Genomic DNA, 21827 nt, shown 5'->3' on the forward strand with positions numbered 1-21827 from the left:
TTCACAATGTTACGATGTTTCAAATTGAAACAGCAGGCAATATCTAAGTGCTTGATTTGAAAGATTCCGGGGCTTGGCACAGGCTTTGCACTAAATTGGCCACGCAAACCAGAAAGGCCACACCATGACCCTGCATTCCGCCGGCGCCGCTTTCCGCAAAGCCGTACTAGAAGAATCCCCACTCCAGGTGGTGGGCGCCATCAACGCCAACCACGCCCTGCTGGCGCAGCGCGCCGGCTTCAAGGCCATCTACTTGTCCGGCGGCGGTGTCGCGGCCGGCTCGCTGGGCCTGCCCGACCTGGGCATCTCCAACCTGGACGACGTGCTGACCGACGTGCGCCGCATCACCGACGTGTGCGAGCTGCCGCTGCTGGTCGATGCCGACACCGGCTTCGGCGCCTCCGCCTTCAACGTGGCGCGCACCGTCAAGTCGCTGATCAAGTTCGGCGCAGCGGCCACCCATATCGAGGACCAGGTCGGCGCCAAGCGCTGCGGCCACCGTCCCGGCAAGGAAATCGTCAGCCAGCAGGAGATGGTGGACCGCATCAAGGCCGCCGTCGACGCCCGCACCGACGAGAACTTCGTCATCATGGCCCGCACCGACGCGCTGGCGGTGGAAGGCCTGGACGCCGCCATCGCGCGCGCCGTGGCCTGCGTGGAGGCGGGCGCCGACATGATCTTCCCCGAGGCCATGACCAGCCTGGAGATGTACAAGCAGTTCGCCGCCGCCGTGCAGGTGCCCATCCTGGCCAACATCACCGAGTTCGGCTCCACGCCGCTGTTCACCGTGGACGAGCTGCGCGGCGCCGACGTCGGCCTGGTGCTGTACCCGCTGTCGGCCTTCCGCGCCATGAACAAGGCGGCCGAGAATGTGTACGGCGCCATCCGCCGCGACGGCACCCAGCAGAACGTGGTGGACACCATGCAGACCCGCGCCGAACTGTACGAGCGCATCAACTACCACAGCTACGAACAAAAACTGGATGCGCTGTTTGCAGCCCAGAACGCAGCCCAGAAAAAATAAGGAGATTCCCATGAACGAGACCACCTTCAAACCGAAAAAATCCGTGGCCCTGTCCGGCGTGGCGGCCGGTAACACGGCCCTGTGCTCGGTCGGCAAGAGCGGCAATGACCTGCACTACCGCGGCTACGACATCCTGGACGTGGCCACCACCTGCGAGTTCGAGGAAATCGCCTACCTGCTGGTGCACGGCAAGCTGCCGGCCGAGGCCGAGCTGCGCGGCTACAAGGCCAAGCTGCGTTCCCTGCGCGGCCTGCCGCAAGCGGTGAAGACGGCGCTGGAGGCGCTGCCCGCGTCGGCCCACCCCATGGACGTGATGCGCACCGGCGCCTCGGTGCTGGGCTGCGTGCTGCCCGAGAAGGATGACCACAACGTCCCCGGCGCGCGCGACATCGCCGACCGCCTGATGGCTTCCTTCGGCTCCATCCTGCTGTACTGGTACCACTACAGCCACAATGGCAAGCGCATCGAGGTCGAGACCGACGACGACTCCATCGGCGGCCACTTCCTGCACCTGCTGCACGGCCAGCAGCCGCGCGAGAGCTGGGTGCGCGCCATGCACACTTCGCTGATACTGTACGCCGAACACGAGTTCAACGCCTCCACCTTCACCGGCCGCGTGATTGCCGGCACCGGCTCCGACATCCACTCGGCCATCACCGGCGCCATCGGCGCGCTGCGCGGTCCCAAGCACGGCGGCGCCAACGAATTCGCCTTCGAGATCCAGAAGCGCTACGAGAATCCGGACGAGGCGGAAGCCGACATCCGCAGCCGGGTCGCCAACAAGGAAGTGGTGATCGGCTTCGGCCACCCGGTGTACACCATCTCCGACCCGCGCAACGTGGTGATCAAGGAAGTGGCGCGCAGCCTGTCCGAGGAAGCGGGATCGATGAAGATGTACGACATCGCCGAACGGCTGGAATCGGTGATGTGGGAAGTGAAGAAGATGTTCCCCAACCTGGACTGGTTCTCGGCCGTGTCCTACCACATGATGGGCGTGCCGACCGCCATGTTCACCCCGCTGTTCGTGATCTCGCGCACCTCGGGCTGGGCCGCCCACATCATCGAGCAGCGCATCGACAACAAGATCATCCGCCCCAGCGCCAACTACGTGGGACCGGAAGACCTGCCCTTCGTGCCGCTCAAGGACCGCAAATGAACACGCTCTACCGCAAGAACCTGCCCGGCACCGCGCTGGATTATTACGATGCGCGCGAGGCCGTGGACAGCATCGCCCCCGGCGCTTACGACAAGCTGCCCTATACCTCGCGCGTGCTGGCCGAGAACCTGGTGCGCCGCTGCGGCCCGGCCGCGCTGGACGCCTCGCTGTCGCAGCTGATCGAGCGCCGCCGCGACCTCGACTTCCCCTGGTTTCCGGCGCGCGTCGTATGCCACGACATCCTGGGCCAGACTGCGCTGGTGGACCTGGCCGGCCTGCGCGACGCCATCGCGGCCCAGGGCGGCGATCCGTCCCTGGTCAATCCGGTGGTGCCGACCCAGCTGGTGGTGGACCACTCGCTGGCGGTGGAGTGCGGCGGCTACGACCCCGACGCCTTTGCCAAGAACCGCGCCATCGAGGAACGCCGCAACGAGGACCGCTTCGATTTCATCAACTGGACCAAGAAGGCGTTCAAGAACGTGGACGTGATCCCGCCCGGGAACGGCATCCTGCACCAGATCAACCTGGAGCGCATGTCGCCCGTGATCCAGGTCAGCGAGGGCGTGGCCTATCCGGACACCCTGGTCGGCACCGACTCGCACACGCCCATGGTGGATGCGCTGGGCGTGATCGCCATTGGCGTCGGCGGCCTGGAGGCGGAAAGCGTGATGCTGGGCCGCGCCTCCTGGATGCGCCTGCCCGACATCATAGGCGTGGAGCTGACCGGCAAGCCCGGTCCCGGCATCACCGCCACCGACACCGTGCTGGCCCTGACCGAATTCCTGCGCAAGGAAAAAGTGGTGTCGTCCTACCTGGAGTTCTACGGCGAAGGCGCGGCCCACCTGACCCTGGGCGACCGCGCCACCATCGCCAACATGGCGCCCGAATTCGGCTCCACCGCCGCCATGTTCTACATCGACGAGCAAACCATCAAGTATTTGCGCCTGACCGGCCGCGACGAAGAGCAGGTGCAACTGGTCGAACGCTACGCCCGCCACACGGGCCTGTGGGCCGACAGCCTGCGCGGCGCCGAGTATGAGCGCGTGCTGCGCTTCGACCTGTCCACCGTGGTGCGCAACATCGCCGGCCCATCCAATCCGCACAAGCGGGTGCCGACCAGCGAACTGGCCGCGCGCGGCATCAGCGGCCCGGTCGAGCGCCAGCCCGGCCTGATGCCGGACGGCGCCGTCATCATTGCCGCCATCACCAGCTGCACCAACACCAACAACCCGCGCAACATGATCGCGGCCGGCCTGCTGGCGCGTAACGCCAACCGCCGCGGCCTGCTGCGCCAGCCCTGGGTCAAGACTTCGCTGGCGCCCGGTTCCAAGGCCGTCACCCTGTACCTGGAGGAAGCCGGCCTCCTGCCGGAGCTGGAGCAGCTCGGCTTCGGCGTGGTGGCCTATGCCTGCACCACCTGCAACGGCATGTCTGGCGCGCTCGACCCGGCCATCCAGCGGGAAGTGGTGGAGCGCGACCTGTACGCCACCGCCGTCCTGTCCGGCAACCGCAATTTCGACGGCCGCATCCACCCCTACGCCAAGCAGGCCTTCCTGGCCTCGCCGCCGCTGGTGGTGGCCTACGCCATCGCCGGCACCATCCGCGTCGATATCGAGAAGGACCCGCTGGGCCTGGATGCCGATGGCCGGCCGGTGCTGCTGGCCGATATCTGGCCGTCCGATGAGGAAATCGACGCCATCGTGGCGGCCAGCGTCAAGCCGGCCCATTTCAACAAGGTCTACATCCCCATGTTCGCGCGCCAGGCCGACGATGGCGAGGCCGCCAGCCCGCTGTACGACTGGCGTCCGCACACCACCTACATCCGCCGCCCGCCGTACTGGGAAGGCGCGCTGGCAGGCGAGCGCACCCTGCGCGGCATGCGCGCGCTGGCTGTCCTGGGCGACAACATCACCACCGACCACCTGTCGCCCTCGAACGCCATCCTGCCGGACAGCGCGGCCGGCGAATACCTGGCCAAAATGGGCTTGCCGGAGGAAGACTTCAATTCCTACGCCACCCACCGTGGCGACCACCTGACCGCGCAGCGCGCCACCTTCGCCAACCCCACCCTGAAGAACGAGATGGTGCGCGATGCCGACGGCAAGGTGATTGCCGGTTCGCTGGCCCGCATCGAGCCGGAAGGCACGGTCACGCGCATGTGGGAAGCCATCGAGACCTATATGGAGCGCAAGCAGCCGCTGATCGTGATTGCCGGCGCCGACTACGGCCAGGGTTCCTCGCGCGACTGGGCCGCCAAGGGGGTGCGCCTGGCCGGGGTGGAAGCCATCGTGGCCGAGGGCTTCGAGCGCATCCACCGCACCAACCTGGTCGGCATGGGCGTGCTGCCGCTGGAGTTCCCGCCCGGCGTGAACCGGTTGACGCTGGGCCTGGACGGCAGCGAGACCTACGACGTGCTGGGCCAGCGCACCCCGCGCGCCACGCTGACGCTGGTGGTGCACCGCCGCAGCGGAGAGCGGGCCGAGGTGCCCGTCACCTGCCGCCTGGACACGGCGGAAGAAGTCTCCATCTACGAAGCGGGCGGCGTGCTGCAGCGCTTCGCCCAGGACTTCCTGGAATCGGCCCAAGCGGCCTAACCCTGTCATTCCCGCGTACGCGGGAATCCATGCTGAGCATGCGATCACGCACCCTCAAACTCGGCATAGGCTCCCGCGTTCGCGGGAGCGACGCGCGTGACGGATAACACTACGATGACCTATCTACCCCAAATCAAGATTCCCGCCACCTATATGCGCGGCGGCACCAGCAAGGGCGTGTTCTTCCGGCTGCAGGACTTGCCGGCCGCCGCGCAAACGCCAGGTCCGGCGCGCGACGCCCTGCTGCTGCGTGTGATCGGCAGCCCCGACCCCTACGGCAAACAGATAGACGGCATGGGCGGCGCCACCTCCAGCACCAGCAAGGCCGTGATCGTGGCGCCCAGCACACGGCCCGATCACGATGTTGATTATTTGTTTGGCCAGGTGTCCATAGACAGCGCCTTCGTCGACTGGAGCGGCAACTGCGGCAACCTGTCGGCCGCCGTGGGGCCGTTCGCCATCGCGGGCGGCATGCTGGACCCATCCCGCGTGCCGCACGACGGCGCGGCCGTGGTGCGCATCTGGCAGGCCAACATCGCCAAGACCATCATCGCCCACGTGCCCATCACGGGCGGCCAGGTGCAGGAAACCGGCGGCTTCGAACTCGATGGCGTGACCTTCCCCGCCGCCGAAGTGCAGCTGGAGTTCATGGACCCGGCGGCAGAGGAAGAGGGCGGCGGGGCGCAGGTAAGCTCGGCGATGTTCCCCACCGGCCAACTGGTCGATATGCTGGAGGTGCCCGGCGTGGGCACGCTGCGCGCCACCATGATCAACGCCGGCATCCCCACCATTTTCCTGGACGCCGCCCAGCTGGGCTACAGCGGGACCGAGCTGCAGGACGCCATCAACGGCGACCCGGCCGCACTGGCGCGCTTTGAAACCATACGGGCCCACGGCGCGGTGCGCATGGGCCTGATCGCAACGCCGGAACAGGCCGAGCAGCGCCAGCACACGCCCAAGGTGGCCTTCGTGGCGCCGCCGGCCGCCTACACTGCCTCCAGCGGCAAGCAGGTGGCGGCCGGGGATATCGACCTGCTGGTGCGCGCGCTCTCGATGGGCAAGCTGCACCACGCCATGATGGGCACGGCGGCGGTGGCGATCGGCGCCGCCGCCGCCATTCCAGGCACCCTGGTCAACCTGGCGGCGGGCGGCGGCGCGCGCGAGGCGGTGCGCTTCGGCCATCCCTCCGGCACCCTGCGGGTGGGCGCCGCCGCGCTGCAGCAGGATGGCCAGTGGCGCGTGACCAAGGCCGTCATGAGCCGCAGCGCGCGCGTATTGATGGAAGGCTGGGTAAGGATTCCAGTCCTGGACTAGGCCGGGTGTGGCGTGGCGGAGATGGCCAAGCGGATGAATGTGGTTTATGATCCGTCAACTACGTTGCTGATCCATCATGAAGGGCAGCGTGCTTTCCTGGGTGCTGCCGTGTACATGAGTCAAGTCCTGATCCATCCCGAGCGCATGGCCGAGGCCCTGCGCCTGATCGGCCTGCCCGCCTGCATCTGCGATGCGCAAGGTAGGGTCATGGCCGCCAACGCCGAGCTGGACGAGCTGCTGGGCGCCAGCCCGCTGGGCGGCTCGGTCGCCGACCTGTTCGTGCGCCACGTGCGCTCCGAGATCCGGCTGCAGCTGGACCAGGTGTGCGGCCCGGCCGGCGCGGCGCGCCATTGGGACAGCTTCCTGGCGCGCGCCGGCGGGCAGTACCTGGCGGTCCAGGTGTGGGCCAAGCCGGCCGGCGAGGGCGCCGCCCTGGTGTTCAACGACACCACCAGCCTGCAGCGCGACCAGCGCGCGCTGCGCAAGGCCCTGCTGGAGCAGCAGGCCATCCTGGAAAACGCCGCCATGGGCATCCTGTTCACGCGCGACGAACGCATCCAGGAATGCAATATCCGCGCCGCCGAAATGCTGGGCTACCAGCGCCACGAGCTGGAGGGGGAGGCCAGCCGCATCGTGCACCTGTCCGACCAGGAGTTCGACCGTTTCGGGCAGGACTGCGTGCCGCCGCTGTCGCGCGGCCAGTCCTTCAGCTGCGAGTGGCAGCTGCGGCGCCGCGATGGCTCACTGTTCTGGGCCCGCCTGTTCGGGCGCGCCATCGATCCCTCGCAGCCGGACGACGGCACCGTGTGGATCATCGAGGATATCCACGAGCAGCGCATGGCGGCCGACGCCGCGCGCCAGCTGCTGCTGGAGCAGCAGGCCATCCTGGACAACGTCTCGGACGGCATCCTGTTCAGCAAGGATGGCGTCATGGTCAGCTGTAACGCGCGCATGGCCGGGATGTTCGGCTACCTGCCGGAGCAGATGGCCGGCCTGCCGGCCGTCACCGTGTTCCTCTCGCCGGAGGAGCACGCCGCCTTCATGCGCGAGGCGGCGCCGCTGCTCGACGCCGGCCAGCCGTTCGAAAAGCAGGAACACCAGTTCCGCCGCCAGGATGGCTCGCTGTTCTGGTGCCGGGTGCGCGCCCACGCGGTGGACCATCGCCGCGACGACGGCGGCACCATCTGGATACTGGAGGACGTCAGCCAGAGCCGCATCACCCGCATGGAAATCGAGGCCATCATGGTCAACGCCTCGATCAGCATCCTGTTCACCAAGAATCGCGTGCTGACCCGCTATAACCGCGGCTTTGCCGAAATGTTCGGCTACGACGGCGACTCCGGCCTGGGCCTATCGGCCGCCGCCCTGTACCCGACCCGGGACGCCTATGAACGCCTGGGCGCCGAAGCGCAGGTGTTCCTGGTGGCCGGCAAGCCGTTCCAGACCGAGCTGGAAATGCAGCGCCGCGACGGCAGCCGCCTGTGGGCGCAGCTGATCGGCTACCAAGTCAATCCGGCCGAGCCGGCCCAGGGCACCATCTGGATCGTCGAGGACCGCACCGAGCAAAGGCGCGACGAGGAAATGCTGCGCAACGCGCTGCTGGAAAACCAGGCCATCCTGGATAGCGCGGTGCTGGGCATCTCGATGGTCGAGCATGGCCGCAACCTGCGCGCCAATGCCCGCATGGAGGAATTGTTCGGCTATGCGCCGGGCGAGATGAACCAGCTCAGCGTGCAGGCCTTCTACGCCGACAAGGACGCCTGGTGCGTGGCGCGCGCCGAGACCGCCCGCGATTTCGAGGCCGGGCGCGTCAACGTGTCCGAATATGAGCTGGTGCGCAAGGATGGCAGCACCTTCTGGGCGCGACTGTCGGGCCGCCCCATCGATTTGAACAATCCGCGCGGGCGCTCGGTATGGTTGGTGGACGACATCACCGCGCGGCGCGAGGCGCACGAGGCGGTGGCGCGTGCCCGCGACGAGCTGGAACGCCGGGTGCAGGAGCGCACGGCCGAACTGGCCGGGGCCAACGCCCAGCTGCAGGGCGAGATCGTGGAGCGGCGCCAGGCCGAGGCGCGGGTGCACCACATGGCCTACCACGACACCCTGACCGGCCTGCCCAACCGCGCCCTGCTGGCGGACCGCCTGGACCGCGCCATGGCGGCCGCCGCCCGCGGCCAGCGCCGCCTGGCCGTGATGTTCATCGACCTGGACCGCTTCAAGACCATCAACGATTCGCTGGGCCACATGATGGGCGACCAGCTGTTGAAAGAGGTGGCGAGCCGGCTGTGCGCGGCCGTGCGCGTCAGCGACACCGTGGCGCGCCTGGGCGGCGACGAATTCGTGGTGCTGGCGCCGGGACTGCGCCACACCGAGGAGGCGGCCCAGGTGGCCGAGAAAATCCTGGAATCCCTGTCCAGCAGTTTCGCGCTCGATGAACACAACCTGCACATCACGCCCTCGATAGGCATCTGTTTGTACCCGGATGACGGCGCCGACGTCGACACCCTGATGCGCCAGGCCGACGCCGCCATGTACCACGCCAAGGGCGCCGGCCGCAACAACTACCAGTTCTACACGCGCTCCATGAACCAGGCGGCGGCGGCCCACTTCGAGCTGGAAAACAGCCTGCGCGCGGCGCTGGCGGGGGAGCAGTTCGAGCTGCACTACCAGCCCATCATGGACATCGGCACGCGCCGCCTGCACGCCATGGAAGTGCTGCTGCGCTGGCGCCGCGACGACGGCCAACTGGTGCGGCCGGACCGCTTCATCCCCATCATGGAGGAGACCGGGCTGATCGTGCCGGTGGGCGAGTGGGTGATACGGGCCGCATGCCGCCAGCTGGTCGCGTGGCGCGGCCAGGGCATGCAGCCGGTGCCGCTGGCGGTCAACCTGTCGGCGCGCCAGTTCATGCACCGGGGGCTGACGGGCGCCATCCGTTCCATCCTCGAAGAGACCGGCATAGCTCCGGGCCTGCTGGAACTGGAGATCACGGAAACGGCGCTGATGCACCATGGCGAGCAGACCCTGGACATCCTGGGCCAGATCAACGCGATGGGCATACGCCTGTCGATAGACGATTTCGGCACCGGCTATTCCAGCCTGGCCTATCTGAAGCGCTTCCCGGTCCACAAGATCAAGATAGACCGGGCCTTCATCAAGGACCTGGAGCACAGCGCCGAGGACCGCGCCATCGTGGCGGCCATCACGGCGCTGGCGGACAGCCTGCAGCTGTCGGTGGTGGCGGAGGGCGTGGAGACCGAAGCCCAGTACGCGCTGCTGCAGCGCCAGGGCTGCCAGTACGCGCAGGGCTACCTGTTCTCGCAGCCGGTGCCGCACCAGACCGCCCAGCTGCTGCTGCCGAGGGACTAGTCCAGCGTGGCCACCACCGGCGCGTGGTCGGACGGCTGTTCCCATTTGCGCGGCGCGCGGTCGATGTGGCACGCGCTGCAGCGCGCCGCCAGCGCTGGCGACAGCAGGATGTGGTCGATGCGCAGGCCTTTGTTGAGGCGGAAGCCCAGGCCACGGTAGTCCCACCAGCTGTAGGACTTGTCGGCCTGCTCGAACAGGCGGAACGCATCCTTCAAACCGAGATCGATCAAGCGCGCCAGCGCCGCGCGCTCCTGCGGCGACACGTGCACCATGCCCTCCCATGCGGCCGGGTCGTGCACGTCGCGGTCTTCCGGCGCGATATTGTAGTCGCCCATCACGGCCAACTGTGGATGCCGCGCGGCTTCCTCCTGTATCCATTCGTGGAAGGCGGACAGCCAGGCCATCTTGTACTGGAATTTTTCGGAATCGGGCGCCTGGCCGTTCGGGACATAGGCGCACACCACGCGCACGCCGCCCACGGTGGCGGCCAGGATGCGCTGCTGCGCGTCCTCGTAGCGCGGATTGTTTTTCACCACGTCGGCCAGCGGCTGGCGCGCCAGGATGGCGACGCCGTTGTAGGTCTTCTGGCCGCTGTAGGCCACGTGGTAGCCGGCCGCCTCGATGGCGGCCACCGGGAACTTGTCGTCGGTCAGCTTGGTCTCCTGGATGCACAGCACGTCGACCGGGTTCTCGTCCAGCCACTTGAGCAGGTGGGGCAGTCGCACATTGAGGGAATTGACGTTCCAGGTAGCTAGTTTCATGTTCGGTTCCGGAGCAAAGGCGGCATTCTACCGCAGCGCCAGTAGTAGTCCGCCTCCTACTCATACACTGCATGCGCGCCGATATGGGCGGACGCTGCGGACCGCTACGCTGTAGCGATCAGAGAAGGACTTCAGCCCATGAACAAGCTCACCGTACCCGATCCTAACCACCATCCTGCCGGCGGCTGGGGCTCCGTCAAGGCCGTCGGCAGCGCCCTGCTGCGCGAACACGTGCTGTTCGAGGGCAGCGCCATCCTGTCCCACCAGAACAAGCCGGACGGCTTTGCCTGCGTGGGCTGCGCCTGGGCCAAGCCGGCCAACCCGCATCCGTTCGAATTCTGCGAGAGCGGGGCCCGCGCCACCGCCTGGGAGGTGACCCGAAAGCACATCGGCGCGGACTTCTTCCGCCAGCATTCGGTCACCGAGTTACAAACCTGGAGCGACCATGAGTTGGAAGCGGCCGGACGCCTGACCGTGCCGCTGCGCTGGGACGCGGCCAGCGACCGCTATGTGGAAACCAGCTGGGAGCAGGCCATCGCGCACATTGCCGCCGAGCTGCGCGCGCTGGCGCCGCCTTCGGTGGTGTTCTACAGCTCCGGGCGCGCCTCGCTGGAGGCATCCTATATGTACCAGCTGCTGGCCCGCATGTACGGCAATAACAACTTGCCGGACAGTTCCAACATGTGCCACGAGAGCACCTCGGTGGCGCTGCCGGAAAGCATAGGCGTCCCTATCGGCACCGTGGTGCTGGACGATTTCGAGCACACCGATTGCATCTTCTTTTTCGGCCAGAACGTCGGCACCAACAGCCCGCGCATGCTGCACCAGCTGCAGGATGCGCGCCGGCGCGGCATCGAAGTCATCACCTTCAATCCGCTGCGCGAGACCGGCCTGGTGCATTTCGCCAATCCGCAGTCTCCCACCGAAATGCTGAGCAGCGCCGAAACCGCGATCAGCACCCAGTACCACCAGCTGATGGCGGGCGGCGACAGCGCGGCGCTCATGGGCTTGTGCAAGGCTGTGCTGGCGCTGGATGACGCAGCGCAGGCGTCCGGTGCGGCGCGGGCGCTGGACCAGCCTTTCATCGCCGCGCACACCAGCGGCTTCGAGGAGTTCAAGGACGCCGTGCGCGCCGCGCCGTGGAGCGAGATCGAGCGCATCAGCGGCCTGGCGCGCGCCGACATTGAAAAGGCCGCCGCCGTCTACGCCAGGGCGGAGAAAGTGATCGGCATCTTCGGCATGGGCCTGACCCAGCACCGCAATGGTGTGCAGGCGATACAGATGCTGGTCAACTTCCTGCTCCTGCGGGGGAACATGGGCCGCACCGGGGCCGGCATCTGCCCGGTGCGCGGCCACTCCAACGTGCAGGGCCAGCGCACGGTCGGCATCACCGAGAAGCCGGAGCTGGCGCCACTGGACCAGTTGGAGCGCCAGTTCCACTTTACGCCGCCGCGTGAGAAGGGTCTGGATACCGTCGGCACCTGCGAGGGCGTGATAGCCGGTTCGGTGCGCGCCTTCATCGGCCTGGGCGGCAATTTCGTGCGCGCCGTGCCGGACACCGAACGGCTGGAGCAGGCCTGGCGCCGTTTGCGCCTGACGGTGCAAGTCTCCACCAAGCTCAATCGCAGCCACTTGGTGCATGGCGAAGTGGCTTACATCCTGCCCTGCCTGGGCCGCATCGAAATCGACCGCCAGGCCGGCGGCGAGCAATCGGTCTCGGTCGAGGACAGCACCGGCTGCATGCATGGATCGCGCGGCCGCGCCGAACCGGCCGGGCCGCAGCTGCGCTCCGAGCCTGCCATCATCGGCGCGTTGGCGCAGGCGCTGCTGCCGCACACTCCGGCCGTGCCGTGGCAAGCCTGGGTCGATGACTACAGCCGCATCCGCGACGCCATCGCCGAAACCTGGCCTGAGATTTTCCACGATTTCAATGCGCGCATGTGGCAGCCGGGCGGTTTCCGCCGCCCGGTGCCGGCCTCGGAACGGATCTGGAAAACGGAAACCGGGCGCGCCCGTTTCATCCTGCCGGACACGCTGGAGGAGGATCCCGACCAGGCGCCCGTGGGCGGCGATGTGCTGCGTTTGTTCACGCTGCGCAGCGACAGCCAGTTCAACACCACCGTGTACGACCTGGACGACCGCTTCCGCGGCATCAAGGGCGACCGCCGCGTGCTGCTGATGGCGCCCGAGGACATGCAGCGCCTCGGTCTTGCCGAGGGCGACAAGGTCGATGCGCTGGGTGTGGCCAGCGACGGCGTGGCGCGCCGCGTCGACGGCCTGCGGCTGGTGGCCTACAACACGCCGCCCGGCTGCGTGGGCGGCTACTACCCCGAATGCAATCCGCTGCTGCCGCTGTCGCATCATGCGAAGCGCAGCCACGTGCCGGCCGCCAAGTCGATTTCCATCCGGCTGGCCAGGTCACATGCGGCTTGAGGCTGCCGCCGGGAGCGTGCCGGCATGGACCAGGCGGCATACTTGTTAGCAGTGCGGTTGGCAGCGGCCAGCGCCGCAATGCTGGCTGCCGCCGCGCGCGGCGTGTCTGCCGCCACCGCGCCGGTGGCGCAGGCGCCCGTACACCAGGATGCGTTGCGTCCTGCCGGACTGCAGGCGCAGCACATCCTCGACCTGTGGCATGTCACGCTGACCCTGTGCGCGGTGGTGTTCGTGGCCGTGCTGGGCGCCTGCCTGCTGGCGCTGTGGCGGGCGCCGCGCGCCAGCGAGCAGACGGCGCCCGACCTCGCCGGCCTGAAGACACCGGAGCGGCGCCTGCACCGCAGCGTGGCCTGGGCCACCGCGCTGTCCTTCGCCGGACTGGTGTTCCTGCTGGTGGCCGACCTGCTGGCCGGCCGCGCCCTGGCCCAGCTGCCGGCTGCCGGCGCGGTGCGCATCGAACTGACCGGCCACCAGTGGTGGTGGGAAGCGCGCTACCTGGACGAGGACCTGGCGCGCAGCTTCAGCACCGCCAACGAGCTGCACCTGCCGGTGGGCCGCGCCGCCATCATCACCCTGCGCAGCGATGACGTGATCCACACCTTCTGGGTGCCCGGCCTGCACGGGAAAAAGGACATGATCCCCGGCCGCAGCGCCGAGCTGCGCCTGCGCGCCGACCAGCCGGGGGTATATCGCGGCCAGTGCGCCGAATTCTGCGGCCTGGAACACGCGCAAATGGCCATGCTGGTGGTGGCTGAATCCCCGGAAGCTTATGGGCGCTGGGCCGCCGGCCAGCGTGCACCGGCCGCGCCGCCATCCGATGCCGGCAGCCAGCGCGGCCTGCGCGTGTTCATGGACAGCGGCTGCGCCAGCTGCCACGCCATCGCCGGCACCGAAGCGCGCGGCAGGCTGGGACCGGACCTGAGCCACCTGGCCAGCCGCCAGACCATCGCCGCCGGCGCGCTGCCCAACCAGCGCGGCCACCTGGGCGGCTGGATAGTCGACGCACCCAGGATCAAGCGCGGCGCCGCCATGCCGCCCAACGTGCTGCATCCGGACGACCTGCAGGCGCTGCTGGACTACCTGGAGGACCTGCAATGAGCCAGCAAGACGACGCCCGCCTGCTGGAACAGGCCTGGAGCGATCCGCCCGGCTGGCGTGGCCACATCAGCGCCATCAACCACAAGACCATCAGCCGCCGCTTCATGCTGGCCACCTTCGCCTTTTTTGTGGCGGGTGGCATCCTGGCGCTGCTGATGCGGCTGCAGCTGGCCCAGCCGTCCTCCACCCTGGTGGGCCCGCGCCTGTACAACCAGCTGTTCACCATGCACGGCACCACCATGATGTTCCTGTTCGCGGTGCCGGTGATGCAGGCGGTGGCGGTCTACCTGACGCCGCTGATGATAGGCGCCCGCAGCATCGCCTTCCCGCGCTTGAACGCCTATGCCTACTGGATTTTCGTGTTCGGCGGCGTGATGCTGTATGCGGCCTTCCTGGCGCAATACGGCCCGGACGTGGGCTGGTTCGCCTATGTGCCGCTGGCCGGCAAGGCCTATTCGCCCGACAAGGGCACGGATTTCTGGGCCCAGATGATCACGTTCACCGAGCTGTCCGGGCTGATGGAGGCGGTGGTGTTGATCGTCACCATCCTCAAGATGCGCGCGCCCGGCATGCACCTGAACCGCATGCCGCTGATGGTGTGGGGTGTGCTGGTGACCTCGGTGATGATCCTGTTTGCCATGCCGGCCGTGATGCTGGCCAGTACCGCGCTGATTACCGACCGCCTGGTGCAGACGCGCTTCTACACGCCGGAATACGGCGGCGATGCGCTGCTGTGGCAGCACCTGTTCTGGTTCTTCGGCCATCCGGAGGTGTACATGATCTTTATCCCGCCGCTGGGCTACATCTCCACCATCATCGCCACGTTCGCGCGCAGGCCCATCGTCGGTTATCCGGCCATGGTGCTGTCGCTGATCGCCACCGCCTTCCTGGCCTTCGGCCTGTGGGTGCACCACATGTTCGCCACCAATTTGCCGGAGCTGGGCAAGACCTTCTTCACGGCCGCCAGCCTGCTGATCGCGGTGCCGACGGCGGTGCAGATCTTCTGCTGGATCGCCACCCTGTGGACGGGACGCCTGCACATGCGCACGCCGCTGCTGTTCGTGCTGGCCTTCTTCGCCATCCTGCTGCTGGGTGGCCTGACCGGCTTGATGCTGGCCAGCGTGCCGCTGGACCTGCAGCTGCACGACACGTATTTCGTGGTGGCGCACCTGCACTACGTGCTGCTGGGCGGGGCGATCTTCCCCCTGTTTGGCGCCTTTTATTACTGGTTCCCCAAATTCAGTGGGCGCATGCTGGACGAGACCCTGGGGCGCTGGAACTTCTGGCTGTTTTTCATTGGCTTCAATGTGACCTTCTTCCCCATGCACGTGCTGGGATTGCAGGGCATGCCGCGCCGGGTCTACACCTATGGCGCGGAGATGGGATGGAGCGGCATGAACCTGGCCGCCAGCTGCGGCGCGCTGATGATCGCCGCCAGTGTGCTGCTGTTCATCGTGAACGTGGCGCGGGCGCTGCGCCGGGGCGGGCAGGCGCCGGCCGATCCCTGGGGCGCAGGCACGCTGGAGTGGAGCGTGGCATCGCCGCCGCCGGCCGCCAACTTCGAGCGGGTGCCGGTGGTGCACGGCCAGTATCCGTTGTGGGAGGGGCAGGGCGCACCTGCGTACGTGAGCGGGCTGGCGGCGTCGCGGCGCGAGGTGCTGCTGACTTCCGTGGTGGAGGCGGCGCCGGAGACGCGCATGGAATTGCCGTCGCCCTCGCCGTGGCCGTTCTGGAGCGCGGTCGCCACCACAGTGATGTTCGTCGGCTCCATCTATACGCCGTGGGCCGTGGTGTGGGGCACGGTGCCCATCGCTATTGCGGCCACCATCTGGTTCTGGCCCGGCAGGGCCGGGACCGAGCGGCGCCACAGTACGGAGCAAGCGCCATGAACGTCCAGGCTCCCAAGACCCTGGAGGTGTCCCGGCTGCCCACCTTTGGCTTCGGCACGCGCAGTCCGATGTGGTGGGGCACGCTGGGCCTGATCGCCATCGAGGGCATGGTCTTCGCGCTGGCGGTCATGTCGTATTTCTATCTGCGCGGGCAGGCGCCATCCTGGCCGGATGGCGGACCGGCGCCCGACCTGTTGTGGGGCACGCTCAACACGGCCGTGATGCTGGCCAGCGGCCTGCCGAACTGGTGGACCAAACGCGCTGCCGAGCGCCTGGACCTGCATCAGGTGCGGCTGGGCATGATAGTCTGCGTGGCGTTCGCGCTGGTCATGCTGGCGCTGCGCTGGCTGGAGTTCGGCGCGCTCAACGTGCGCTGGGATACCAGCGCCTACGGCTCCATCGTGTGGATGCTGATGGGATTGCACACCACGCATCTGCTGACCGACGCCTACGACAGCATCGTGCTGGCCGTGCTGCTGCATACCGGGCCGGTGGAGGGCAAGCGCTATGCCGACGCCAGCGAGAATGCGGCCTATTGGTACTTCGTGCTGGTCAGCTGGATGGCGGTGTATGCAGTGGTCTATTGGGGGGCGCGGTTCTAGCCGCGAACAGGGATGAGGATGCCATTGCGCCCAACCGTGCCGTCGGGCCTGCCGCTGCCGTCGATGCTGTTGCAGCCGCAGTCTCCGCCCGTGCCGCGTCAGCCTGCCTTGGCGCTGCGGACAATCACGCTATTGATATCGCTGACGCTGGCTGGCCGGGCGGGTGCGCACGGCCTGCAGGCGGCGGGCGATGCGCCCGGCTGGGGCGCCGAGCCGTGGGTGCTGGCCTGCCTGCTGCTGTCGGTGCTCCTGTATGCGGCGGGCTGGCTACGCCTGAAATCGCGCTCGCGGCGCGGGCAGCCGCTGCGCCGCGCGCAGGCGGCCTGGTTCGCTGTCGGCTCGCTGTCGCTGGCTGTCGCGCTGGCCTCGCCGCTCGATGGCGCAGGCGGCGTCTCGTTTGCCGCCCACATGGTGCAGCACGAAGTGCTCATGATCGTTGCAGCGCCGCTGCTGGTGCAGGGCCGCCCCCTGGGCGTATGGGCCTGGGGCCTGCCGCGCGGGCTGGTGCGGCGGCTGGGCGCGGGACTGCGCAGCCGGCCGTGGCAGTTGGCCTGGCGCCAGCTGACCCGCCCCCTGCACGCCTGGCTGCTGCACTTTGCCGCCTTGTGGCTGTGGCATGTGCCGGCCCTGTTCCAGGCCGCGCTGCTGCATCCGGCCGTGCACGCGATGCAGCATGCCAGTTTCCTGTTTTCCGCGCTGCTGTTCTGGTGGGCCGTGCTCGACAACCACCACGGACGCGGCGCCGCGCTGGCCTTCCTGTTTACCACCATGCTGCACACCGGCGCGCTGGGCGCGCTGTTTGCCGTGTCCGGCCAAGTCTGGTATCCGGCCTACGGCGGCAGCGCAGCGCAGTATGGCTTGTCCGCGCTGGAGGACCAGCAGCTGGGCGGATTGATCATGTGGGTGCCGGGCGGCCTGGCCTACGTGATCGCAGGCTTGATGCTGTGCGCGGACTGGCTCGCGCCGCGCGCGCGGGGAGCCGCGCCATGAAAGTCCGGTGCCTGCTGGCCTGCGCTGCGGCTTGCGCCTGCGTGGCCGCCTGCGATCCTGCCGGCCGCAGGGTGCCGGGCGCCGACGCCGCACGCGGCAGGGCGCTGCTGGCCAGCTACGGCTGCGTGGCCTGCCACCGCATCCAGGGCATGGCGCCGTCCGGCAGCCTGGTGGGGCCGCCGCTGGAGCATATCGCCGGCGCCAGCTATGTGGGGGGGGTGCTGCCCAATACCACCGAGGGCATGGTGCGCTGGATCATGCACCCGCGCCAGGCCAGCCCGGGCACCGCCATGCCCGAGCTGGGCGTATCGGAAGGCGAGGCCCGCGACATGGCGGCTTACCTGTACAGCCAATGAGGCCAACCATGAAGCCTGTCATGCACGCCCTGCACACCCTGAAGCCACAGCTGAAGACCCGCATCAGGACCGTGCTGGCGACGCTGCTGGCCGCAGCCGGACTGGCAGCGGGCACTGCCGTCGTGGCCATCCTGGGGGGATGGTATGACGTGGCCGCACTGGGCCCGCACTGGCAGCCGGTGTTCAGCGTGATCGAGCTGGCCATGCGCCGCTCGGTGCGCTACCACGCCAGCGGTATCGCGGCGCCGCCGCGCACGGGGGCGATGGCGCGGCGCGGCCTGGCCGTGTACCGCGAGCGCTGCCTGGTGTGTCACGGCGCTCCCGGCGTGGCGCCCGATGCTGCCGGCCTGGCCATGCAGCCGCAGCCCGGGCCGCTGGTGCACATGACGCAGCGCTGGCAGGCCAATGAGCTGTACTGGATCATCCAGAATGGCGTCAAGATGAGCGGCATGCCGGCCTGGCGCCAGCATTTGAGCGCTGGCGATATGTGGGCGCTGGTGGCCTTCATCGAACAGCTGCCGGGCCTGTCGCCGCGCGATTATGCGGCGCTGGCGGCCGCCACGCCACCGTCTTCGGCCTTGCCCGCGCTGGAACCGCCGCATTTCCAGCTGCCTTATACACACATGCCGGCCAGCGCCGAGCGCGGCAAGCTGGCGCTGGCGCAGTACGGCTGCCAGTCCTGCCACGTCATACCTGGCATCACCGGGTCGCAAGTCGATGTCGGACCGCGCCTGGACAGTCTGCCGGGACAGCGCTACATCGCAGGCCGGCTACCCAACGATGCGGCCAGCCTGGCGCACTGGCTGCGCCATCCGCAGCAGGTCAAGCCGGGGTCGGCCATGCCGGACCTGGGCGTGAGCGCGCGCGATGCCGATGACATGGCCGCCTATCTGCTGTCGCAGCCCTAGTGTCCGGCCGATTCCTGCGGTACTCAGCGGGTGGGCTGGTTCGTGTTAGTGTTACCGCTGTTGCCCGCGCCGGAATTGCCGGTGCCTGACGTCCCTGTACCGGAGGTGCCGCTTGCGGAGGTGCCGCTTCCGGAGGTGCCGCTTCCGGAGGTGCCGCTGCCGGATGTGCCGCTGCCGGAACTACCGCCGGCGCCGGTAGTCCCGCTGCCGGTTCCGGTCCCGCTGCCCGAGGTGCCGGTCCCGCCGGACATGCCGCCAGCGCCCGAGGTGCCGCCAGTCCCCGTCGGGCCGCCCGAGGTCCCGCCCGCGCCGGTGGTGCCTGCGCCGGCCGCTCCGGTGGCGCCACTGCCGCCCGCAGTGCTGTTGCCGGCGCCGGTGTTCGGGCTGTCGTTAGCAACCGGCTGGCCGTTGTTTTGCCGGCACCCTCCCAATGCAGCCGCCGCCAGCATGGTGATCAATAACGCTTTGCCGATGGATGAGGTATTCATGTCTGCTCCTTTATCAAGGTTGAGGCACCGTATCAGCCAGTGCATGCCTGCCATCCTATGCCGGGGCGGGGGCGACTCGTATCGGCGTACCCGCGCCCTGGGTGTAGGACTGCTCTCGCGCCGCTTGAAACAAGGACTGCCGCCATGCTGCTAGACCGCCGCGCCACGTCCCGCGCGCCCCAGCACGGCGCCGCCAGGCCCGGCCTGTGGCGCTTTGTCGGCCCCGGCTTCCTGGTGGCGGTGGGCTACCTCGATCCCGGCAACTGGGCCACCGACCTGGCGGCCGGATCCGGCTACGGCTACCAGCTGCTGTGGGTGGTGGTGCTGTCCAGCGCCATGGCCATGCTGCTGCAGACCCTGTCCGCGCGGCTGGGCATCGTGACCGGCATGGACCTGGCCCAGGCCAGCCGGCGCTACGCGCCGCGCGGCACGCTCACGCTGCAATGGCTGCTGTGCGAGCTGGCCATCTGCGCCTGCGACTTCGCGGAAGTGGTGGGCACCGCCATCGCCCTGCAGCTGCTGTTCGGACTACCGCTGATGTGGGGCGTGCTGGTCACCGTGGCCGACGTGCTGCTGATCCTGCTGTTGCAGCAGCGCGGCTGGCGCTACCTGGAGGCACTGGTGGCCAGCCTGTTCGCGCTGGTGCTGGGCTGCTTCATCGTGACCGTGGCGCTGGCCGCGCCGGACTGGGGCGCGGTGGCCGGCGGCCTGCTGCCGCGCACGGAGATCCTGGCCAACCACGGCCAGCTGTACGTCGCCATCGGCATCATCGGCGCCACCGTGATGCCGCACAACCTGTACCTGCACTCGGCAGCCGTGCGCCGCCACCCGGCCGGCGCGGAAGGGCCGCGCCAGGCCATGCGTTACGCCACCATCGACGTGATGCTGGCCCTGAGCCTGGCGCTGCTGGTCAACGCCGCCATCCTGGTCACGGCCGGCGCGGTGTTCCACGCCCACGGCCACCATGCCGTGGCCGAGCTGCAGGAAGCGTATCACCTGATCGGACCGGCCACCGGCGCTGCCGTCGCCAGCGTACTGTTCGGGGTGGCGCTGCTGGCGGCCGGACAAAGCTCGTCCCTGACCGCCACCTTGGCCGGACAAGTCATCATGGAAGGCTTCGTGCGGCTGGCCTGGCCGCCCTGGGCGCGCCGCTTGATCACGCGCCTGATCGTGGTGCTGCCGACGGTGGCGGTGATCCACTGGCAGGGCGACGGCGGCATCGCCCGGCTGCTGGTGCTGAGCCAGGTCGTGCTCAGCCTGCAGCTGCCGTTCGCCATGCTGCCGCTGATCGCCTTTACCTCCAGCCGCCGCGTGATGGGCGGGCATGCCAACGGCCGCGCCGTCACCGTGATCGCCGCCGTCATGCTGGTGCTGATCACCGCCCTGAACGTGCGGCTTGCGTGGCAGGCGCTGGGCGGCGGCTAGCCAGGCGCCAGGATCTGCTCGCACACATCGCGGGTGACGCTGTCGCCGGCCATGTCGGCCGCCGCGATCAGCACCGTGTAGCTGGCGATCTCCATGTTCTCGAACACATAGGCCGACATCGAGCCTTTCACCACCTCGTCATCGACCATCATGCCGCTGACAGCCTGGCCGAAAGCCATCAGCTTGCCGCCCACGTCCTTCATGGTGGAGGCGCTGCTGCCCAGGCGCTGCAGGCATAGTTCCAGCTGGGCGCGCTGCCAGCGGTTTTCATCGATGTGCTGCACGATGCGCTCGCGCAGCACCGGGTAGTTGTCCAGGCGTTCGGCCTGCGATTCCAGCATGCTCTCGGCCTGCTGTTCCATGGCGTGCGCATCGCGCAGCCAGTCGGTCAAGTGTTCCTTGCTGTTGGTGGCCATGGCGCTCTCCTTCGCATCAACGGGCGGCGGGCGGCGCCAGGCCGTCCTGCTGCAGGGAGCTGCGCGCGCCCAGTTCAGCGCCCGTCACCGGCTCGGCGGCCGGATCGGACATGGTGCGTAGCGCCATCCGGTTCAGCAATTCCTCTTCCTCGGCGCTGACGGCCACCGTGGCGCTGCCGTCGCCGCCGTCCACGCCCACCTGCCGCTCGCGGTCGCTTTCGACCTGCCAGTCGCCGCCCGAATTCCAGGGGCCGTGCAGCTCCGGCCCGCCCTGCGACATGTTGTAGTACACGCTGGTAAAGGCCGGCACGCCGTCCAGTTTCCCGGGCGGGAAGTTGGGCTGGATGGCGTATAGCGCTTTCTCGAGCGATTTCTGGTGCGCGATCTCGCGCGTCATCAGGAAGCCCAGCGCCTCGCGCACGCCGGGATCGTCGGTCAGGCTGATCAGGCGTTCGTACACCAGCTTGGCCCTGGCCTCGGCCGCGATGTCGGAGCGCAGGTCGGCCGTGGGTTCGCCGATGGTGTCGATGTAGGCCGCAGTCCACGGCACCCCGGCCGAGTTGACCAGCGGCGCGCCGCCGCCGTACAGCACCTGGGTGACGTGGCTGTCGTTGCCGCCCGCCGTGATGCTGCGATACAGCTCGGCTTCCCCGTCCACGCCCTCGGCCAGCCGGCCGCGCGCGCCCTTGTTCAACATCACCACGATGCTGCCGATCACTTCCAGGTGGCTGAGTTCCTCGGTGGCGATGTCGAACAGCATGTCCTTGCGGCCCGGGTCATCGTCGGCCAGCGCTTGGGTGAAGTAGCGGCAGGCCGCTGCCAGTTCTCCCTGGGGGCCGCCGAATTGTTCCAGCATGAGGTTGGCCAGGCCCGGGTTGGGCTGGGACACGCGCACGGTGTACTGCAGCCGTTTGTTGTGAGCAAACATAAGTCCTCCATTTCATGGTTGAGCCGGCCGAAAAGCAAGTGCCGTACGGCCGATGGACCATGTTGCGCGCGCCCGC

Annotated in this window: 17 protein-coding genes; 13 read left to right on the forward strand and 4 right to left on the reverse strand. The window is 68.3% G+C overall.

The annotated features are described in order from the left end of the window. Window positions 1-124 precede the first annotated feature (124 nt). The 5 genes from prpB (at window position 125) to ACLB1G_RS22820 (ending at window position 9457) form a co-directional block, all read left to right on the forward strand. Window positions 125-1024: a methylisocitrate lyase gene (gene prpB / locus ACLB1G_RS22800; protein ID WP_491629531.1), complete on the forward strand. Its 900-nt coding sequence runs from the start codon at window positions 125-127 to the stop codon at window positions 1022-1024. 10 nt (window positions 1025-1034) lie between these two features. Then, window positions 1035-2180, forward strand: coding sequence for a bifunctional 2-methylcitrate synthase/citrate synthase (prpC, locus tag ACLB1G_RS22805; protein WP_491629532.1), 1146 nt, complete (start codon window positions 1035-1037; stop codon window positions 2178-2180). After that, on the forward strand, window positions 2177-4774 hold the full coding sequence (gene acnD / locus ACLB1G_RS22810; RefSeq protein WP_491629533.1) for a Fe/S-dependent 2-methylisocitrate dehydratase AcnD: 2598 nt from the start codon (window positions 2177-2179) through the stop codon (window positions 4772-4774). The genes prpC and acnD overlap by 4 nt, the downstream gene beginning before the upstream one ends. A gap of 114 nt (window positions 4775-4888) precedes the next feature. Further along, window positions 4889-6088, forward strand: coding sequence for a 2-methylaconitate cis-trans isomerase PrpF (prpF, locus tag ACLB1G_RS22815; protein ID WP_491629534.1), 1200 nt, complete (start codon window positions 4889-4891; stop codon window positions 6086-6088). Window positions 6089-6202: 114 nt separating this feature from the next. After that, the gene (locus ACLB1G_RS22820) at window positions 6203-9457 is read left to right on the forward strand and encodes a bifunctional diguanylate cyclase/phosphodiesterase (protein ID WP_491629535.1); all 3255 of its coding nucleotides are present in this window, start codon (window positions 6203-6205) and stop codon (window positions 9455-9457) included. Here the strand turns inward: ACLB1G_RS22820 and xth are convergent. Further along, entirely contained in the window at window positions 9454-10218 is a 765-nt protein-coding gene (gene xth / locus ACLB1G_RS22825; RefSeq protein ID WP_491629536.1) for an exodeoxyribonuclease III, read from the reverse strand. The genes ACLB1G_RS22820 and xth overlap by 4 nt on opposite strands. 138 nt (window positions 10219-10356) lie before the next feature. Between xth and ACLB1G_RS22830 the strand changes: the two genes are divergently transcribed. The 7 genes from ACLB1G_RS22830 to ACLB1G_RS22860 all read left to right on the forward strand — a co-directional run bounded on the left by ACLB1G_RS22830 (window position 10357) and on the right by ACLB1G_RS22860 (window position 18494). After that, on the forward strand, window positions 10357-12651 hold the full coding sequence (locus ACLB1G_RS22830) for an FdhF/YdeP family oxidoreductase (RefSeq protein WP_491629537.1): 2295 nt from the start codon (window positions 10357-10359) through the stop codon (window positions 12649-12651). Between the two features lie 24 nt (window positions 12652-12675). After that, window positions 12676-13749 (forward strand): cytochrome c oxidase subunit II, encoded by a 1074-nt coding sequence (locus ACLB1G_RS22835; protein WP_491629538.1) that lies wholly within the window; start codon window positions 12676-12678, stop codon window positions 13747-13749. Next, window positions 13746-15638 carry a cytochrome c oxidase subunit I gene (gene ctaD / locus ACLB1G_RS22840; RefSeq protein ID WP_491629539.1) on the forward strand — a complete coding sequence of 631 codons (1893 nt, stop codon included), beginning with the start codon at window positions 13746-13748 and terminating at the stop codon, window positions 15636-15638. The genes ACLB1G_RS22835 and ctaD overlap by 4 nt, the downstream gene beginning before the upstream one ends. Beyond that, window positions 15635-16240 carry a cytochrome c oxidase subunit 3 gene (locus ACLB1G_RS22845; protein WP_491629540.1) on the forward strand — a complete coding sequence of 202 codons (606 nt, stop codon included), beginning with the start codon at window positions 15635-15637 and terminating at the stop codon, window positions 16238-16240. The genes ctaD and ACLB1G_RS22845 overlap by 4 nt, the downstream gene beginning before the upstream one ends. Before the next feature lie 132 nt (window positions 16241-16372). Next, a complete protein-coding gene (locus ACLB1G_RS22850) occupies window positions 16373-17230 on the forward strand; it encodes a cytochrome c oxidase assembly protein (RefSeq protein ID WP_491629541.1) in 858 nt (285 codons plus the stop codon). After that, window positions 17227-17586, forward strand: coding sequence for a c-type cytochrome (locus ACLB1G_RS22855; RefSeq protein ID WP_491629542.1), 360 nt, complete (start codon window positions 17227-17229; stop codon window positions 17584-17586). Before ACLB1G_RS22850 ends, ACLB1G_RS22855 begins: the two co-directional genes overlap by 4 nt. 8 nt (window positions 17587-17594) lie before the next feature. Next, on the forward strand, window positions 17595-18494 hold the full coding sequence (locus ACLB1G_RS22860) for a c-type cytochrome (protein ID WP_491629543.1): 900 nt from the start codon (window positions 17595-17597) through the stop codon (window positions 18492-18494). 23 nt (window positions 18495-18517) lie between these two features. Here the strand turns inward: ACLB1G_RS22860 and ACLB1G_RS22865 are convergent, their stop codons facing one another. Continuing rightward, window positions 18518-18982: a hypothetical protein gene (locus ACLB1G_RS22865; protein ID WP_491629544.1), complete on the reverse strand. Its 465-nt coding sequence runs from the start codon at window positions 18980-18982 to the stop codon at window positions 18518-18520. Between the two features lie 144 nt (window positions 18983-19126). Here ACLB1G_RS22865 and ACLB1G_RS22870 point away from each other — a divergent pair, with 144 nt between their 5' ends. Then, window positions 19127-20407, forward strand: a complete 1281-nt coding sequence (locus ACLB1G_RS22870; RefSeq protein WP_491629545.1) for an Nramp family divalent metal transporter — start codon at window positions 19127-19129, stop codon at window positions 20405-20407. Here ACLB1G_RS22870 and ACLB1G_RS22875 read toward each other — a convergent pair. Beyond that, entirely contained in the window at window positions 20404-20823 is a 420-nt protein-coding gene (locus ACLB1G_RS22875; protein WP_491629546.1) for a ferritin-like domain-containing protein, read from the reverse strand. The genes ACLB1G_RS22870 and ACLB1G_RS22875 overlap by 4 nt on opposite strands. Before the next feature lie 16 nt (window positions 20824-20839). Beyond that, on the reverse strand, window positions 20840-21751 hold the full coding sequence (locus ACLB1G_RS22880; RefSeq protein WP_491629547.1) for a manganese catalase family protein: 912 nt from the start codon (window positions 21749-21751) through the stop codon (window positions 20840-20842). Window positions 21752-21827 lie beyond the last annotated feature (76 nt).

The sequence above is a fragment of the Duganella kummerowiae genome (genome assembly GCF_053572355.1).

Coding starts and splice junctions, on each gene's coding strand:
- ACLB1G_RS22835 (WP_491629538.1), top strand. CDS start 12,676: ATGGACCAGGCGGCATACTTGTTAGCAGTGCGGTTGGCAGCGGCCAGC.
- ACLB1G_RS22865 (WP_491629544.1), bottom strand. CDS start 18,982: ATGAATACCTCATCCATCGGCAAAGCGTTATTGATCACCATGCTGGCG.
- ACLB1G_RS22845 (WP_491629540.1), top strand. CDS start 15,635: ATGAACGTCCAGGCTCCCAAGACCCTGGAGGTGTCCCGGCTGCCCACC.
- prpF (WP_491629534.1), top strand. CDS start 4,889: ATGACCTATCTACCCCAAATCAAGATTCCCGCCACCTATATGCGCGGC.
- ACLB1G_RS22860 (WP_491629543.1), top strand. CDS start 17,595: ATGAAGCCTGTCATGCACGCCCTGCACACCCTGAAGCCACAGCTGAAG.
- ACLB1G_RS22855 (WP_491629542.1), top strand. CDS start 17,227: ATGAAAGTCCGGTGCCTGCTGGCCTGCGCTGCGGCTTGCGCCTGCGTG.
- ACLB1G_RS22875 (WP_491629546.1), bottom strand. CDS start 20,823: ATGGCCACCAACAGCAAGGAACACTTGACCGACTGGCTGCGCGATGCG.
- prpC (WP_491629532.1), top strand. CDS start 1,035: ATGAACGAGACCACCTTCAAACCGAAAAAATCCGTGGCCCTGTCCGGC.
- ACLB1G_RS22820 (WP_491629535.1), top strand. CDS start 6,203: ATGAGTCAAGTCCTGATCCATCCCGAGCGCATGGCCGAGGCCCTGCGC.
- acnD (WP_491629533.1), top strand. CDS start 2,177: ATGAACACGCTCTACCGCAAGAACCTGCCCGGCACCGCGCTGGATTAT.
- ACLB1G_RS22880 (WP_491629547.1), bottom strand. CDS start 21,751: ATGTTTGCTCACAACAAACGGCTGCAGTACACCGTGCGCGTGTCCCAG.
- ACLB1G_RS22830 (WP_491629537.1), top strand. CDS start 10,357: ATGAACAAGCTCACCGTACCCGATCCTAACCACCATCCTGCCGGCGGC.
- xth (WP_491629536.1), bottom strand. CDS start 10,218: ATGAAACTAGCTACCTGGAACGTCAATTCCCTCAATGTGCGACTGCCC.
- ctaD (WP_491629539.1), top strand. CDS start 13,746: ATGAGCCAGCAAGACGACGCCCGCCTGCTGGAACAGGCCTGGAGCGAT.
- prpB (WP_491629531.1), top strand. CDS start 125: ATGACCCTGCATTCCGCCGGCGCCGCTTTCCGCAAAGCCGTACTAGAA.
- ACLB1G_RS22870 (WP_491629545.1), top strand. CDS start 19,127: ATGCTGCTAGACCGCCGCGCCACGTCCCGCGCGCCCCAGCACGGCGCC.